This is a genomic window from Enterobacter sp. RIT637 (assembly GCF_019718755.1).
Taxonomy (GTDB): domain Bacteria; phylum Pseudomonadota; class Gammaproteobacteria; order Enterobacterales; family Enterobacteriaceae; genus Enterobacter.
Genome location: NZ_JAIHAZ010000001.1, coordinates 614798 through 628278, shown reverse-complemented (window position 1 = coordinate 628278; position 13481 = coordinate 614798). Strand labels below are relative to the sequence as shown.

Below are 13481 nucleotides of genomic sequence, written 5' to 3'. Positions count from 1 at the left end.
AACCTCGCTGGTTTTATTTATAAAGAACGCATATTAAGACAGTTTATGGCTGAAGCCGTTACAGGCGTATAAAAAACCGGGCATAAAGCCCGGTTCTTTTTCTGACGAGACTGACTCTATTCGCTCAACCCGCGATTTTCCAGCATCGGTTCGATCTTCGGATCGTGCCCGCGCCAGTTCCGATAAAGTTCAGCTAAATCAGTACTATTACCGCGCGACAAAATCGCCTCGCGGAATTTCTGTCCATTTTCGCGAGTCAAACCACCCTGCTCCACAAACCACTGATAGCCGTCGTCCGCCAGCATTTGCGTCCACAGGTAGGCGTAATAGCCTGCCGCGTAGCCGCCGCCGAAGATATGGGCAAAATAGCTGCTGCGATAGCGTGGTGGTACGGCGGGCAGGTCCAATCCCTCATGTTTTAACGCTGCCGCTTCAAACGCGTCTACGCTCGAAACGGCTTCGCTAATCCCGTGCCAGTTCATGTCTAACAGCGCCGCACTCAGCAGCTCCGTCATGTCGTACCCTTTGTTGAACTGGGTCGCAGTGAGCATTTTATCGCGCAGCGCGTCCGGCATCGGCTCATTGGTTTCATAGTGACGCGCATAGTGGGCAAAGACCTTCGGATGGCTGGCCCAGTGCTCGTTGATCTGCGACGGAAACTCGACGAAATCGCGCGGGGTATTTGTCCCGGAGAGCGTGGCGTAGCGCTGGCTGGCAAACAGGCCGTGCAGCGTATGACCAAATTCGTGGAACAGGGTCACGACATCATCCCAGGAGATGAGCGCCGCCTGCCCGTTTGCCGGTTTTTGATAGTTACAGACGTTGTAGATCACCGGACGCGAGGCAAACTCATGGGACTGCTCAACGAAATTCCCCATCCACGCGCCGCCGCTTTTGGAATCGCGGGCGAAGAAATCACCGTAGAACAGCGCCATGCCTTCACCAGTGTGGTCGAAAATCTCCCACACCCGCACGTCGGGATGATAAACAGGAATATCAAAACGCTCGACAATACGGATGCCAAACAGCTGGCCGGCGGCCCAGAACACGCCATCGTGCAGTACGGTGTTCAGCGCAAAGTACGGCTTGATTTGCGATTCATCCAGCGCGTATTTCCCGAGGCGCACGCGCTCGGCGTAAAATGCCCAGTCCCAAGCCTCCGCGGTGAAACCGCCCTGCTCGTCGTCAATCACTTTCTGAATATCGGCCTGCTCGCGTTCCGCACGCGATCGCGCGGCTGGCACTATGCCGCGCATAAAGGCCAGCGCGGCGTCGGGCGTTTTTGCCATCTGGTCGGCCGTGCTCCAGCTGGCGTAATCCTTGAATCCCAGCAGCCGGGCCTGCCGCGCGCGCAGCGCCGTCAGGCGGAGGATCAGATCGCGAGTGTCGTTTTCATCCCCTTTCTGGGTGCGCGTCCAGCCTGCGTTGAACAGGTTTTCGCGGGTCTGGCGATTGCGCAGCGCCGATAGCGCGGGCTGCTGGGTGGTATTCAGGAGCGGGATCAGCCAGCGATCGTTTAGCCCCTTCTCCGCAGCGGCCTGCGCAGCTGTGGCGATCTCATCAGCGCTAAGCCCCTCAAGCTGATGCGCGTAATCTACCACCAGCCCACCCGCCTTATTGGCGGCCAGCAGGCGCTGATTAAACTGGCTGGTCAGGGAGGCCGCCTCAGTATTCAGCGCCTTCAGCTCGGCTTTTTCCGTTTCATTCAGCCGCGCACCGGCCAGAATAAACCGCTGGTACGTCTCCTCGACCAGCCGACGAGATTCAGCGTCCAGCGCGGCACGATCCTGCCAGACGCTCTCCACGCGGGCGAAAAGCGTCTCGTTGAGCCAGATATCGTTCGCCAGCGCGGCAAGTTCGGTGGAGAACTGCTCCTCCAGCTCCTGCAGGTACGCATTGGTGTGCGCGGAGGCCATGGCGAAGAATACGCTGTTGACGCGGGAGAGCATGGCGCCGCTTTTCTCCAGCGCCAGCACGGTGTTGGTGAAGTCTGGTGCAGCGGTCTGGGCAACAATGGCCGCAATGTCCGCTCGCTTCTGGCGAAGCGCTTCATCGAATGCCGGGCGATAGTGGCTATCGTTAATCTCATCAAAACGCGGCGCCTGATAAGGCAACAGGCTAATGTCAAAAAAAGGATTATTGGCCGACATCTTTCACTCCTGAGAACGGTATATCTCCCCAGAGTAGGACAGGCAGCCCTTGCCTGCAATGGCGTCATACAAATGTTGCCTTAACGGCGCGCCTGAGAGCGTGCTATGTTAATACAACACAAAAAGCGTTGAGGAACAGTGAGATGATTATTTTAGTTACCGGGGCGACAGCGGGTTTTGGTGAAAGCATCACGCGTCGCTTCGTCGCCAACGGACACAAGGTGATTGCGACCGGTCGCCGTCAGGAGCGCCTGCTGGAGCTGAAAGAGGAGTTAGGTGACAGCATCCTGACCGCGCAGCTTGACGTGCGTAACCGCGCGGCTATTGAAGAGATGATTGCTAATCTGCCCGCAGACTGGCGCGCCATCGATGTGCTGGTTAACAATGCCGGTCTGGCGCTGGGCATGGAGCCTGCCCACAAAGCCAGCGTTGAAGACTGGGAAAACATGATCGACACCAACAATAAAGGGCTGGTGTATATGACCCGCGCCGTGCTGCCGGGTATGGTCGAGCGCAATCGCGGTCACATCATCAACATCGGGTCGACTGCCGGCAGCTGGCCTTACGCGGGCGGCAACGTCTATGGCGCGACGAAAGCGTTTGTGCGCCAGTTCAGCCTTAACCTGCGCACCGATCTGCACGGCACCGCCATTCGCGTCACCGATATCGAGCCGGGCCTGGTGGGTGGGACCGAGTTCTCGAACGTGCGTTTCAAAGGCGATGACGCGAAAGCGGACAAAACCTACGAAAACGCCAATGCCCTGACGCCGGAAGATATTACTGAAACGGTCTGGTGGGTGGCCACGCTGCCAAAACACGTCAACATCAACACCGTTGAGATGATGCCAGTCAGCCAAAGCTTTGCCGGACTTAGCGTCCACAGAGGCTAATTAGCCCCTTCCCGGCCTGCGGGCCGGGTATGTGATGGCGTACAAAAGAATGGTAGTATGTTCAGGTTAACTCTCTGAGAAACCACAACCCATGGCCGCTGAATCGCAACTCAATCCTACCCAGCCCGTTAACCAGCAAATTTATCGTATTTTACGACGCGATATCGTCCACTGCCTGATCCCGCCGGGAACGCCGCTCTCAGAAAAAGAGGTCTCGGTGCGTTTTGACGTGTCCCGTCAGCCGGTGCGCGAGGCGTTTATCAAACTTGCTGAAAATGGCCTGATTCAGATCCGCCCCCAGCGCGGCAGCTATGTGAATAAGATTTCCCTTTCGCAAGTCCGTAATGGCTGTTTTGTCCGCCAGGCCATTGAATGCGCAGTGGCACGTCGCGCCGCAGCGCTTATCGATGACAATCAGTGTTACCTGCTGGAGCAGAACCTGCATCAGCAGCGGATCGCGATTGATCGTAAACAGCTCAACGACTTCTTCCAGCTTGATGACGAATTTCATCAGAAACTGGCGCAAATTGCGGATTGCCAGCTGGCGTGGGATACCATTGAAAACATCAAAGCGACCATCGACCGCGTGCGCTACATGAGCCTGGACCATGTCTCCCCGCCGGAAATGCTGCTCCGCCAGCACCATGATATTTTCAGCGCGCTGGAAAAGCGCGACGCGGACGGCGTGGAAAACGCGATGACGCTGCATCTGCAGGAAATTAGCGAATCGGTACAGCTCATCCGGCAGGAAAATAGCGAGTGGTTTAGCGAAGAGTAATATTCGCCGCCCCCTTTCGGGTGCGGCGACGAGATTAGCGAACGACTAATACCGGGATCGTGGCGTAGCGCAGAATAGATTCCGCGTTTGATCCCAGCAGATGGGTGGTGATGCTCGGGTTTTTCGACCCGATGACAATAACGTCATACTCCCCTTCTTTGCTGAGTTTGATAATTTCATCACGCACGTTGCCAATGCACACTTTGCAGTGAATATCATTCGGCGAAATATCAAAGAGCCGCTTTAACGCCGTCATTTTTTTCTCAGACTCCGCGGTCATATACTCTTCGAATTTCTTTATGTCCGCGTTGAATCCGCGCAGCAGCGAGCGGCTGCTGTTAGGCAGAATGTTAACCAGGGTAATCGACGCGCCTTCTGCCTTTGCCAGATTGGCCGCGTGGCGCACCGCTTTGTCGCTCAAGTCCATTTCAAACACGTCAACAGGCATCAATATTTTCTTGTACATAAGCCTGACTCCTAATTCCGATGAGAGGATTATTTCCTGACTCAAGAGTGCCATTGGCAATATAAACAAACCCTCAACGCTTGCAGGGTGAAATTATCCATTTAGGAAAATAATTGTCGACTTTGTAAATTACCGTCCGGAACCGTCAGCAGGCTGCACTGAGGATAAAAAAAGTGTGACCTTGATCAAAAGCAAATAATTTATGCGGCGAGAGGCGTATTAATAGTGCCCGTGAACGGCAGAACCAATAATAGCGCCGTAACGAAGAGTTAGAGAGGAGAAAATACCATGATGACATACGACCGTAACCGTAACGCCATTACCACCGGCAGCCGCGTCATGATTAGCGGCACGGGCAAAACTGGCGTGATTAAAGCGATCCACAGCGACGGGCTGGACGCCGCGCAGGTGCGCCGCAGCAAAACGGTTGAAGTGGAAGGAAGTGAAGGTAAATACGAACCGATCGAACTGATTCGTCTGGGAATGCACTAAAGGTGCGGGTTCATGCCGCCGCCAGCGGCGGCATGAAATAAATTACGGTTGTACCGCGTATTGTGCCACTGTGGCTTTCGCCCCCTTCAGCAGCAACGTCTGATAGGCCTCCATCACCGCATTCACAAAGACTGCATCCTTCGGCAGTTCGTTTCCAAAAATGGCTTCAATGCCCAGCAGCGCCTTAACGCGGCTTTGCCCTTCAGCGCTCCCCTTCACGGCCGCCTGAATCACCGCCAGCTGCGGGTCGCTCACCTCAATGGCGTTACCCTGCTCGTCCACTCCGCCGACGTAACGCATCCAGCCTGCTACGCCCAGCGCCAGCAGCGGGAAAGGCTTCTGGTGAACCCGATGCCAGCGCACGGAGTCCAGCATACGTTGCGGGAGCTTCTGGCTGCCGTCCATCGCGATCTGCCAGGTGCGGTGACGCAGGGCCGGGTTGCTGTAGCGCGCAATCAGCAGGTCAGCATAGTGGCCTAAATCAACGCCTTTCACTTTCAGCGTGGGAGCCTGCTCCTTGAGCATCAGCGCGTGTGCGGCTGTACGGAAGTTTTCATCTTCCATGCACTCGTTGATGTGCTGATATCCCGCCAGATAGCCGAGATAGGCCAGGAACGAGTGGCTGCCGTTGAGCATGCGCAGCTTCATCTCTTCGAACGGGATGACGTCTGCCACCAGCTCGGCCCCCGCTTTTTCCCAGTGGGGACGGCCAGCCACGAAGTCATCTTCGATAACCCACTGGCGGAACGGTTCGCAGGCCACGCCCGCCGGATCGCGCACGCCGGTCAACTGCTCGATTTTGTCCAACGTATCGGCGGTTACTGCAGGGACAATGCGATCCACCATCGTTGACGGGAAGGTAACGTTGGCTTCAATCCAGTCCGCCAGTTCGCCGTCTACGGCGCGTGCGTAGGCGCAGGTCACATTGCGCATAACGTGACCATTCTCCGGCATGTTGTCGCAGGACATCACGCTGAAAGCAGGCAGACTCGCCGCTTTACGACGCGCCAGCGCTTCAACCACGACGCCAGGCGCAGATTTCGGCTGAAGCGGGTTTTGCAGGTCGGCGGCGATTAACGGATGATCGAGCATCAGTTGTCCGGTCGCCGGGGAATGGCAGTAGCCTTTCTCGGTGATGGTCAGGGAGACAATCGCGACCTGAGGTTCACACATCTCCGCCAGTACGGCTTCCAGCCCGTCAACCTGCGCGTGAAGTGCTTTTTTCACCACGCCGACGACGCGCGATGTCCATGCATCGGCTGACATCTCCGCGACGGTGTAGAGGTTATCCTGCGCATTGAGATCGGCAATTTGCTGTTCGCCACCAATCAGATTCACTTCACAATAACCCCAGTCGCTGCCGTGTTCAGCCGCAAGAATATCGGTATAAACTGCCTGATGCGCACGGTGAAATGCGCCAAACCCTAAATGAACAATGCGCGCCTTGAGGCTGCCGCGATCGTACTGAGGCAGCGTCGCTTTCGCCTGTAATAACCGGTTTTCCATGATTGAGACTCGTTAATTAATGAAAGCTGCGATCCGCTGCCGCTCTTCTTTCGAAGCGGCAGCGCCTGCTGACTACACCAACTAGAATGGCAGTTGGGGTAAAAAAAATCACTGCCATCAACCATACTGATACTTCAATTTCAGATATTGATTTATATTAACTTTTCTCCATGTGGTGTGACACGATTGAAAAGTTGTGTGACAAGTCACTCAGGATATAAACCATTAACGTCGTGATGAGAGCGCGCCATAGCCAACTGATTCGCGTCGGGGCGCTTCTGCCGCGTCTTCTGCCGCGCTCAAGTCACGATCACGCACTTCCGGCATCAGGATTGCTGAGACCAGCCCGATGACGGAATACGCCACCAGCATGGCGACAATCGGCCACCAGGATCCGGTCATGTTGCAGAAGATCCCCGCCAGTACCGGACCAAAGCCCACCGCCACCAGCCCACCCGCCTCTTTGGAGATAGCCATCCGAGTAAAGCGATTACGTGAGCCAAACATCTCCGCCATGGTGATGTTTTCCAGCGCAAACAGCCCCAGCACCGAAATGTTATGAATGACGATAATGGACAGCATAATCGTCCCCGGCGCGTAGCTCTTGTCGACGATAATCGACAGCATGGGGTATGCCAGAAGAATGGCTGAAGTGTTAACGATGATGTACGGCAGCCGACGGCCTACCTTGTCTGACAACCAGCCCAGCAGAGGAATGGTGATGAAACCGAGAACAGAGCTAATCATCAGTGCATCAGTGGGAATGGCCTTATCGAACAGCAGCGTTTGTACCAGATAGCCCGCCAGGAACGTCTGGATCAGACCCGAGTTACCCGCCTGCCCGAAGCGCAGCCCGGTAGCCAGCCAGAAGGATTTGCTTTTAAACATCGCGCCCAGGGAGGTTTCCTGCGCTGCCACAGGAGCGACAATTTCTGCGTCGTTCACTTTCTCAAAGACCGGGCTTTCCTTGAGGTTCATACGCAGCCAGATGGCAAAGATCATTACGACGACGCTGGCGAGGAAAGGCACGCGCCATCCCCAGGCGACAAGTTCTTCACGGTCGAGGGCAAAGAACATGACGGCCCAGATGGCCGTTGCGCTCAGCGTCCCGCAGTTGGTCCCCATCGCCACCAGCGAGGAGATAATGCCGCGTTTCCCCTTTGGGGCGTACTCCGCGAGCATTGTGCCTGCGCCAGATATCTCCGCGCCTGCGCCCAGCCCCTGAATAATGCGCAGCGTAACCAGCAGCACCGGCGCGAAAATCCCAATCTGCGCGTAGGTCGGCAGCACGCCAATCAGCGTGGTGCAGATCCCCATCATGGTGATGGTGATAAATAGCACCTTCTTACGGCCAATGCTGTCGCCCATTCTGCCGAAGATGAAAGCTCCGACGATACGCGCGATATAACCCGCGCCGTAGGTTCCCATCGCCAGGATCAGTGCCATCGCGGCAGACTGTTCCGGGAAGAAAATTTCATGGAAGACCAGGGCGGCGCCCAGCGAATAAAGCTGGAAATCCATAAACTCCAGCGCGGTGCCCAGCCAGCCGGAAACGGCGGCTTTCACCAGATCGGAGGTGGTTCTTTGAGGTTGTGCTTGCGTCATAATGGCTATCTCTAAAAGGTAAGATGCGTACCACATAGAGCCTGTCTGCGCAGGCTCTTAACCGCGTGTTTTTTTATTGACCGAACGTGAGCAAGACTTTGCAGCACTGCCGCTGGTCTTTTTCAAACAGTTCGATGGCGTCTGTTACATGGTGATAGTCAAAGGTATGGGTGATCAGTTTTTCCGGGTCGATCAGCCCCTTTTCCAGCCAGTCAATCACGACCGGGAATTTGTTGGCGTTGAGGCGCGAAGAGAAGATCGTCAGTTCTTTGCCGGTGATGCCCTGCTGCGCAACCTGGCTCGGCTCGCTGGAGAAGCCCATCAGTACGATGCGCGCCGCCGGAGAGGCCAGGGAAACGGCTTCCTGTAAAATAGAGGGATGACAGGCGGCATCAATGATTAACGTCGGTTTGATACCCTTTTCGTCCAGTGCGGCCTGCAACGACTGCTCACCGTTATTCAACACCCAATCCGCGCCGCTGCGCTGGGCCATTGCCAGTCGCTCATCAATGCGGTCGACGACGATAACCTGCTTCACCTTATAAACGCCCTTCAGCGCCTGCACGGTGACCAGCCCCATTGGGCCCGCGCCGTAAATCAGCGCAACGTCCTGTTCGGTGGGGTTCGCCTGCCCCGTCACGTTGGCGGCAATGGTGAAGGGTTCCACCATGACGGCGTGTTTATCCGGGATCGCATCCGGGATGGGCCAGGCATTTTTAGCAGGCACTGCCGCATATTCGCTGAAGCCGCCGTCGCGGTGGACGCCCAGCACCACCAGCGAGGTGCAGACGTTCGGTTTCCCGATGGAACACGGGTAGCAGTGTCCGCAGCTTATCACCGGATCAACCGAAACGCGCTGGCCCAGACGCGCGCTGTTGACGCCCTCGCCCACGGCGTCAATCACGCCGAAGAACTCGTGGCCGATCGTGCGCGGATATTTCGCAAACGGATTATGGCCGCGATAGATGTGGCTGTCCGACCCGCAGATCCCCGCCAGCGATATTTTGACGCGGACTTCCCCTGCGCCTGGCGCCGGAAGTGGCCGCTCTTCAATCACCAGTTGGTTCGGCTGTTGAATCACTACGCTTTTCATGGGTTGCTCCTCGGTTACCAGTTCCACAGCGTGCCGTCTTCAAGACGGGCCACCGGCAGATAGGCCGGGTCGTATGGGTATTTCGCCGCCAGTTTTTCATCAAACTCAATGCCCAGCCCCGGCTTGTCGCCCGGATGCATGTAGCCATTATCAAAACGCCAGCTGTGCGGGAAGACGTCGAGCATCTGCTCGGAGTAGCCCATGTATTCCTGCACGCCGAAATTCGGCACCCACAGGTCGAAATGCAGCGCGGCGGCATGACATATTGGCGACAGATCCGACGGTCCGTGCGAGCCGGTGCGCACCTGGTAGAGCGAGGCGAAGTCTGCAATGCGGCGCATCCCGGTGATCCCGCCCGCATGCGTAATGGTGGTGCGGATATAGTCGATAAGCTGTTCTTCAATCAGCTGCTTGCAGTCCCAGATGCTGTTGAACACCTCACCCACCGCAATTGGCGTGACGGTATGCTGGCGGATCAGGCGGAAGCATTCCTGATTTTCCGCAGGCGTTGGGTCCTCCATCCAGAACATGCGGAACTCTTCAATGCTCTTGCCGAAGCGCGCCGCTTCGATTGGCGTCAGGCGGTGGTGCATGTCGTGCAGGAGATGCTCATTGAAGCCGAATTGACTGCGCACTGCGTCGAACAGCTTCGGTGTGAAATCGAGGTATTTCTCAGTGGACCAGAGCTGCTCTTCCGGCCAGTCGCCTTTTGTGGCAGGTTCGTAGGCCAGCCCCTTCCCTTTGGCCATACCGTAGGTGGTTTTCATGCCCGGCACGCCGCACTGCACGCGGATCGCCTTAAAGCCCATCTCTTTATGGCGGGCGTAATCCTCCAGCACGTCGTCAATGGTGTGCCCGGTGGTGTGGCAGTAGACCATCACCCCTTCACGGGAAGCGCCGCCCAGCAGCTGGTAGAGAGGCATGTTGGCCGCTTTGGCTTTGATGTCCCACAGCGCCATATCAACGGCGGAGATAGCCGACATGGTGACCGGGCCGCGACGCCAGTAAGCACCCTTATAGAAAAACTGCCAGATGTCTTCGATGCGGTGCGCATCGCGGCCAATCAGCTGGGGACACAGATGATCTTTTAAGTAGGACGCTACAGAGAGTTCGCGTCCGTTCAGGGTGGCGTCGCCAAGACCCACGATCCCCTCGTCGGTAGTGATTTTGAGGGTGACAAAGTTACGCCCTGGGCAGGTGACAAAGACTTCAGCCCCGACAATCTTCATAATCCATTTCCTTACATCGCATGTTGTGATGCAGGAAATTTACGCAATTACGCAACTACCATACAAGTATATCGATCATATTTTCGGCGAGAGATCACAAAATCAGGCCGCTCAGGCGCGGCCCCATCCCGCCACGATAATCAGCATGCCGCAGAGCGCAACGAGGGCTCCGGCCCAGTCGTAAGCGCTTAGCCTGACGCCGTCCACCACGCGAAGCCACAGCAATGCAGTACAAACATAGACACCGCCGTACGCCGCGTAGACGCGCCCGCTCGCGGCAGGATGGAGCGTTAACAGCCAGACGAAGAGCGCCAGCGCAATGCCCGCCGGTATGAGCAGCAGCACGGTTGCCCCCTTCTTCAGCCAGAGCCAGGGCAAAAAGCAGCCGATGATTTCACAGAGCGCGGTGGCAAAAAAAAGCAGCGTGGTTTTGAACATAATTCTCTTCCGGTGAGGATTGATTTAACCATCATACCCGATGATAACCGCGGGTATGACGCTATCTCGCTTTGGTGTAGAATCTGAACAGGGTAACGTGATTATCTGCCCCCATTTAAAAGGAAACGCTATGACTACATTAAGCAAACGCCTTTGTCTGACCGCCGCGCTGGCGCTGTCAACGCTCGCTTTCACCGCGACGGCTACCGCCGAAACCAGCAAGCTGGTTATTGAATCCGGCGATAGCGCACAAAGCCGTCAGAACGCGGCGATGGACAAAGAACAATGGAATGACACACGCAGCCTTCGTCAGAAGGTCAACACGCGTGCGGAGAAAGAGTGGGATAAAGAAGATGTCGCTTTCGACGCGCGCGATAAGTGCCAGCAAAGTGCCAACGTCAATGCCTACTGGGAGCCAAACACCCTGCGCTGCCTGGATCGCCGCACTGGCCGCACGGTTGCACCCTGATGCCTGCACTGTATGACATTAAGCTTCGCCCGCTGGAGCGTGAAGACCTCCGTTTCGTCCACCAGCTCGACAACAATGCCAGCGTAATGCGCTACTGGTTCGAAGAGCCTTACGAGGCCTTCGTCGAGCTGTCGGATCTGTACGATAAACACATTCACGATCAGAGCGAACGCCGTTTTGTGGTGGAGTGTGAAGGTGAAAAAGCCGGTCTGGTCGAGCTGGTGGAGATCAACCATGTTCACCGCCGGGCGGAGTTCCAGATCATCATTTCGCCTGAGCACCAGGGGAAGGGGCTTGCCTCACGGGCGGCAAAGCTGGCGATGGATTACGGGTTCAACGTTCTGAATCTCTACAAGCTTTATCTCATCGTGGATAAAGAGAACGAGAAAGCGATCCATATCTACCGCAAGCTGGGCTTTATGGTGGAAGGTGAGCTGATTCACGAGTTCTTTATCAACGGTGAATACCGCAACACCATCCGCATGTGCATCTTCCAGCACCAGCACCTGGCCGGACACAAGCCGTCAGGCGCCAGCCTGCTGAAACCTACCGCGCAGTAACCTGCGCGGCTTTACTCTCAGTAGTAGTCGATGCTGTTCTGAATGGTGTACTTGCGCTCAACGGCGGGCTTAACGCTGTCATCGCTAATCGTCAGATCGCAGCTCACCGGGTTATTATGCCTGTCGTAGTCGCAGCTCTGCTTCACATTGCCGAGCGGCTTGTCATTCAACAAACTCACGGCCGAGAAATCCATTCTTTTGCGCAGATCCTTCGACGGTGTCGACTGTACGGATAAGTGCTGGTCGCCAGAAACGGTGGTTTTGCCCAGCGGATAGCCATCCGCATCGTAGCGGTACTTCACCTCCATCTCCTTGCCGTGCGCCGCCACAACGAATCCATTATCGTCGGTCTCCCACGTCACCCCGGCCGAGGGTAATTCCGCCAGCTGGCATTTCCCCTGCAGTTTCACCTTCTGCTGCTGGGTTTCGGCATCCAGGTAGTAATTCGCATCCAGCACCAGCGCCACGCCAGTGTTGTTCTCAAGATCGTGCAGTTCCAGCGTATCAAAGCACCCTTCTGTCGACAGGGTTCCGGTCACGCGCTTTGACACTTCCCCCTTGTCGTTAAACAGGGTCTGGGTAAAGTCTTTCACCGGACCGCGCAGCGGGTCGAAATCGAATTCATTAGAAAAGCTCGCCATCTCAGGCGTATACGACAGCGGCGCGGAGTTGTTGTCGCACCCCACGAGAGTTGCTGCCAGTAGCGTTATCGCTGCGTATTTCTTCACATCATTTACCAATAGAATGAAAGGATTGTTGCTCTCATAGTATCAAATAGAATAGTAGCGATGGAGAGCATTTTGGAAATTCATGCCTTTACGTTCACTGCGGCTTAAAATTATTTTTTATCCCACCTGATATGCACTTACTGATGTTGAACAGCCCCAAATACTGGTAAAATGCATAAAATTGGTCCAGCTATTCAGTCTTTAAGGTACATTCAAAGGATGATAACTTTTATAATCAATCTTAAACACTCGCGCGAACGTCGTGCCAAAATGGAGTCTCAACTGTTAAAGTTGAATATTGCACACGAGTTTGTTGAAGCAGTTGATGGTCGGAAAATGACGGAAGCTGAACGTAAAAATGTTACACGTGAGGTAAATTATGCTTTCCTCCCGGGTGAAGTAGGTTGCGCGCTAAGCCATCAAAAAATATACAAAAAAATAATAAACGAAAATATAGAGGCAGCGCTGATTCTCGAAGATGATGTTGTACTTAGTAGCGATCTTCGTGAAATATTAAATAATTTTACGCTTAGCAAGACTAAGCCCGAGATTATACTCCTTAGCCGAGTCAATAAATATTACAAAAAATCAATTAAAAACATATGCGGCTCATATTATCTACACAAGACGCACCAGGCCACAACAGCGCATGCCTATATTATTAATCAAAAAGCTGCCGGCAGGCTCCTTACGAACCTTTATCCTGTGTGGATGGTTTCTGATAAATGGAGCTTATTCGAAGATCTCTCTTTGGCTAAAATTTACTCTTTAGTGCCTTATCCAGTTCGTCTTTCTGAAGATGCTAATGCGTCCACCATTAATGAATCTAAAGGAGATGCCGTGCTAGATGCCAAAAAGAAACAAATTTGGGATACATTGATGAAGGAAAGACCGTTAGCTGCAAAACTTCGTCACCGTTATCGACGTGCCATTACTCCGTTATTCAATACAATTATCAACCAGGGTAAAGGATAAGCTTACTTTTGTGTTTTGATTACTACCAGGGCATCAAGTCACTTCCAGGACTATTCAGAAAGATGCGCACAAAAACAAAAGGTTACCTTTATCCTGCTATGC

General features: G+C 54.8%; 14 protein-coding genes. 6 read left to right on the top strand and 8 right to left on the bottom strand.

What is annotated here, in order from left to right:
* Window positions 1–116: 116 nt before the first annotated feature.
* The gene (gene dcp, locus K5E19_RS03065) at window positions 117–2150 is read right to left on the bottom strand and encodes a peptidyl-dipeptidase Dcp (RefSeq protein WP_221549915.1); all 2034 of its coding nucleotides are present in this window, start codon (window positions 2148–2150) and stop codon (window positions 117–119) included.
* Window positions 2151–2293: 143 nt separating this feature from the next.
* Between dcp and ydfG the strand changes: the two genes are divergently transcribed.
* Window positions 2294–3040 (top strand): bifunctional NADP-dependent 3-hydroxy acid dehydrogenase/3-hydroxypropionate dehydrogenase YdfG, encoded by a 747-nt coding sequence (ydfG, locus tag K5E19_RS03060; protein ID WP_221549914.1) that lies wholly within the window; start codon window positions 2294–2296, stop codon window positions 3038–3040.
* Window positions 3041–3131: 91 nt separating this feature from the next.
* Entirely contained in the window at window positions 3132–3818 is a 687-nt protein-coding gene (locus K5E19_RS03055) for a GntR family transcriptional regulator (protein ID WP_042714708.1), read from the top strand.
* Window positions 3819–3852: 34 nt separating this feature from the next.
* Here K5E19_RS03055 and K5E19_RS03050 read toward each other — a convergent pair whose 3' ends face one another.
* Window positions 3853–4284, bottom strand: a complete 432-nt coding sequence (locus tag K5E19_RS03050) for a universal stress protein (RefSeq protein ID WP_221549913.1) — start codon at window positions 4282–4284, stop codon at window positions 3853–3855.
* A gap of 288 nt (window positions 4285–4572) precedes the next feature.
* Here K5E19_RS03050 and ydfZ point away from each other — a divergent pair, with 288 nt between their 5' ends.
* On the top strand, window positions 4573–4776 hold the full coding sequence (gene ydfZ / locus K5E19_RS03045; protein WP_221549912.1) for a putative selenium delivery protein YdfZ: 204 nt from the start codon (window positions 4573–4575) through the stop codon (window positions 4774–4776).
* Between the two features lie 42 nt (window positions 4777–4818).
* Here the strand turns inward: ydfZ and K5E19_RS03040 are convergent, their stop codons facing one another.
* The 5 genes from K5E19_RS03040 to K5E19_RS03020 form a co-directional block, all read right to left on the bottom strand.
* Window positions 4819–6282: a mannitol dehydrogenase family protein gene (locus K5E19_RS03040; RefSeq protein ID WP_221549911.1), complete on the bottom strand. Its 1464-nt coding sequence runs from the start codon at window positions 6280–6282 to the stop codon at window positions 4819–4821.
* Between the two features lie 225 nt (window positions 6283–6507).
* Window positions 6508–7887 (bottom strand): MFS transporter, encoded by a 1380-nt coding sequence (locus tag K5E19_RS03035; RefSeq protein WP_221549910.1) that lies wholly within the window; start codon window positions 7885–7887, stop codon window positions 6508–6510.
* Window positions 7888–7960: 73 nt separating this feature from the next.
* Window positions 7961–8980 (bottom strand): Zn-dependent oxidoreductase, encoded by a 1020-nt coding sequence (locus K5E19_RS03030; protein ID WP_221549909.1) that lies wholly within the window; start codon window positions 8978–8980, stop codon window positions 7961–7963.
* Between the two features lie 14 nt (window positions 8981–8994).
* A complete protein-coding gene (gene manD, locus K5E19_RS03025) occupies window positions 8995–10209 on the bottom strand; it encodes a D-mannonate dehydratase ManD (protein ID WP_221549908.1) in 1215 nt (404 codons plus the stop codon).
* A 111-nt stretch (window positions 10210–10320) separates the two neighbouring features.
* Entirely contained in the window at window positions 10321–10647 is a 327-nt protein-coding gene (locus tag K5E19_RS03020; protein ID WP_221549907.1) for a YnfA family protein, read from the bottom strand.
* A gap of 130 nt (window positions 10648–10777) precedes the next feature.
* On the opposite strand from K5E19_RS03020, the gene K5E19_RS03015 reads away from it, so the two are divergent.
* Window positions 10778–11116, top strand: a complete 339-nt coding sequence (locus tag K5E19_RS03015; protein ID WP_221549906.1) for a DUF1283 family protein — start codon at window positions 10778–10780, stop codon at window positions 11114–11116.
* A complete protein-coding gene (speG, locus tag K5E19_RS03010; RefSeq protein WP_042714685.1) occupies window positions 11116–11676 on the top strand; it encodes a spermidine N1-acetyltransferase in 561 nt (186 codons plus the stop codon). The genes K5E19_RS03015 and speG overlap by 1 nt, the downstream gene beginning before the upstream one ends.
* Window positions 11677–11693: 17 nt before the next feature.
* On the opposite strand, the gene K5E19_RS03005 is transcribed toward speG, so the two are convergent.
* Entirely contained in the window at window positions 11694–12404 is a 711-nt protein-coding gene (locus K5E19_RS03005; protein WP_221549905.1) for a YnfC family lipoprotein, read from the bottom strand.
* Between the two features lie 171 nt (window positions 12405–12575).
* Between K5E19_RS03005 and K5E19_RS03000 the strand changes: the two genes are divergently transcribed.
* Window positions 12576–13379, top strand: a complete 804-nt coding sequence (locus tag K5E19_RS03000) for a glycosyltransferase family 25 protein (RefSeq protein WP_221549904.1) — start codon at window positions 12576–12578, stop codon at window positions 13377–13379.
* Window positions 13380–13481 lie beyond the last annotated feature (102 nt).

Excerpts from the sequence above, each read along its gene's own strand:
- K5E19_RS03040 (WP_221549911.1), bottom strand. The coding sequence starts at position 6,282 with ATGGAAAACCGGTTATTACAGGCGAAAGCGACGCTGCCTCAGTACGAT.
- K5E19_RS03050 (WP_221549913.1), bottom strand. The coding sequence starts at position 4,284 with ATGTACAAGAAAATATTGATGCCTGTTGACGTGTTTGAAATGGACTTG.
- ydfG (WP_221549914.1), top strand. The coding sequence starts at position 2,294 with ATGATTATTTTAGTTACCGGGGCGACAGCGGGTTTTGGTGAAAGCATC.
- speG (WP_042714685.1), top strand. The coding sequence starts at position 11,116 with ATGCCTGCACTGTATGACATTAAGCTTCGCCCGCTGGAGCGTGAAGAC.
- K5E19_RS03015 (WP_221549906.1), top strand. The coding sequence starts at position 10,778 with ATGACTACATTAAGCAAACGCCTTTGTCTGACCGCCGCGCTGGCGCTG.
- manD (WP_221549908.1), bottom strand. The coding sequence starts at position 10,209 with ATGAAGATTGTCGGGGCTGAAGTCTTTGTCACCTGCCCAGGGCGTAAC.
- K5E19_RS03020 (WP_221549907.1), bottom strand. The coding sequence starts at position 10,647 with ATGTTCAAAACCACGCTGCTTTTTTTTGCCACCGCGCTCTGTGAAATC.
- K5E19_RS03035 (WP_221549910.1), bottom strand. The coding sequence starts at position 7,887 with ATGACGCAAGCACAACCTCAAAGAACCACCTCCGATCTGGTGAAAGCC.
- K5E19_RS03030 (WP_221549909.1), bottom strand. The coding sequence starts at position 8,980 with ATGAAAAGCGTAGTGATTCAACAGCCGAACCAACTGGTGATTGAAGAG.
- ydfZ (WP_221549912.1), top strand. The coding sequence starts at position 4,573 with ATGATGACATACGACCGTAACCGTAACGCCATTACCACCGGCAGCCGC.
- dcp (WP_221549915.1), bottom strand. The coding sequence starts at position 2,150 with ATGTCGGCCAATAATCCTTTTTTTGACATTAGCCTGTTGCCTTATCAG.
- K5E19_RS03055 (WP_042714708.1), top strand. The coding sequence starts at position 3,132 with ATGGCCGCTGAATCGCAACTCAATCCTACCCAGCCCGTTAACCAGCAA.
- K5E19_RS03000 (WP_221549904.1), top strand. The coding sequence starts at position 12,576 with ATGCATAAAATTGGTCCAGCTATTCAGTCTTTAAGGTACATTCAAAGG.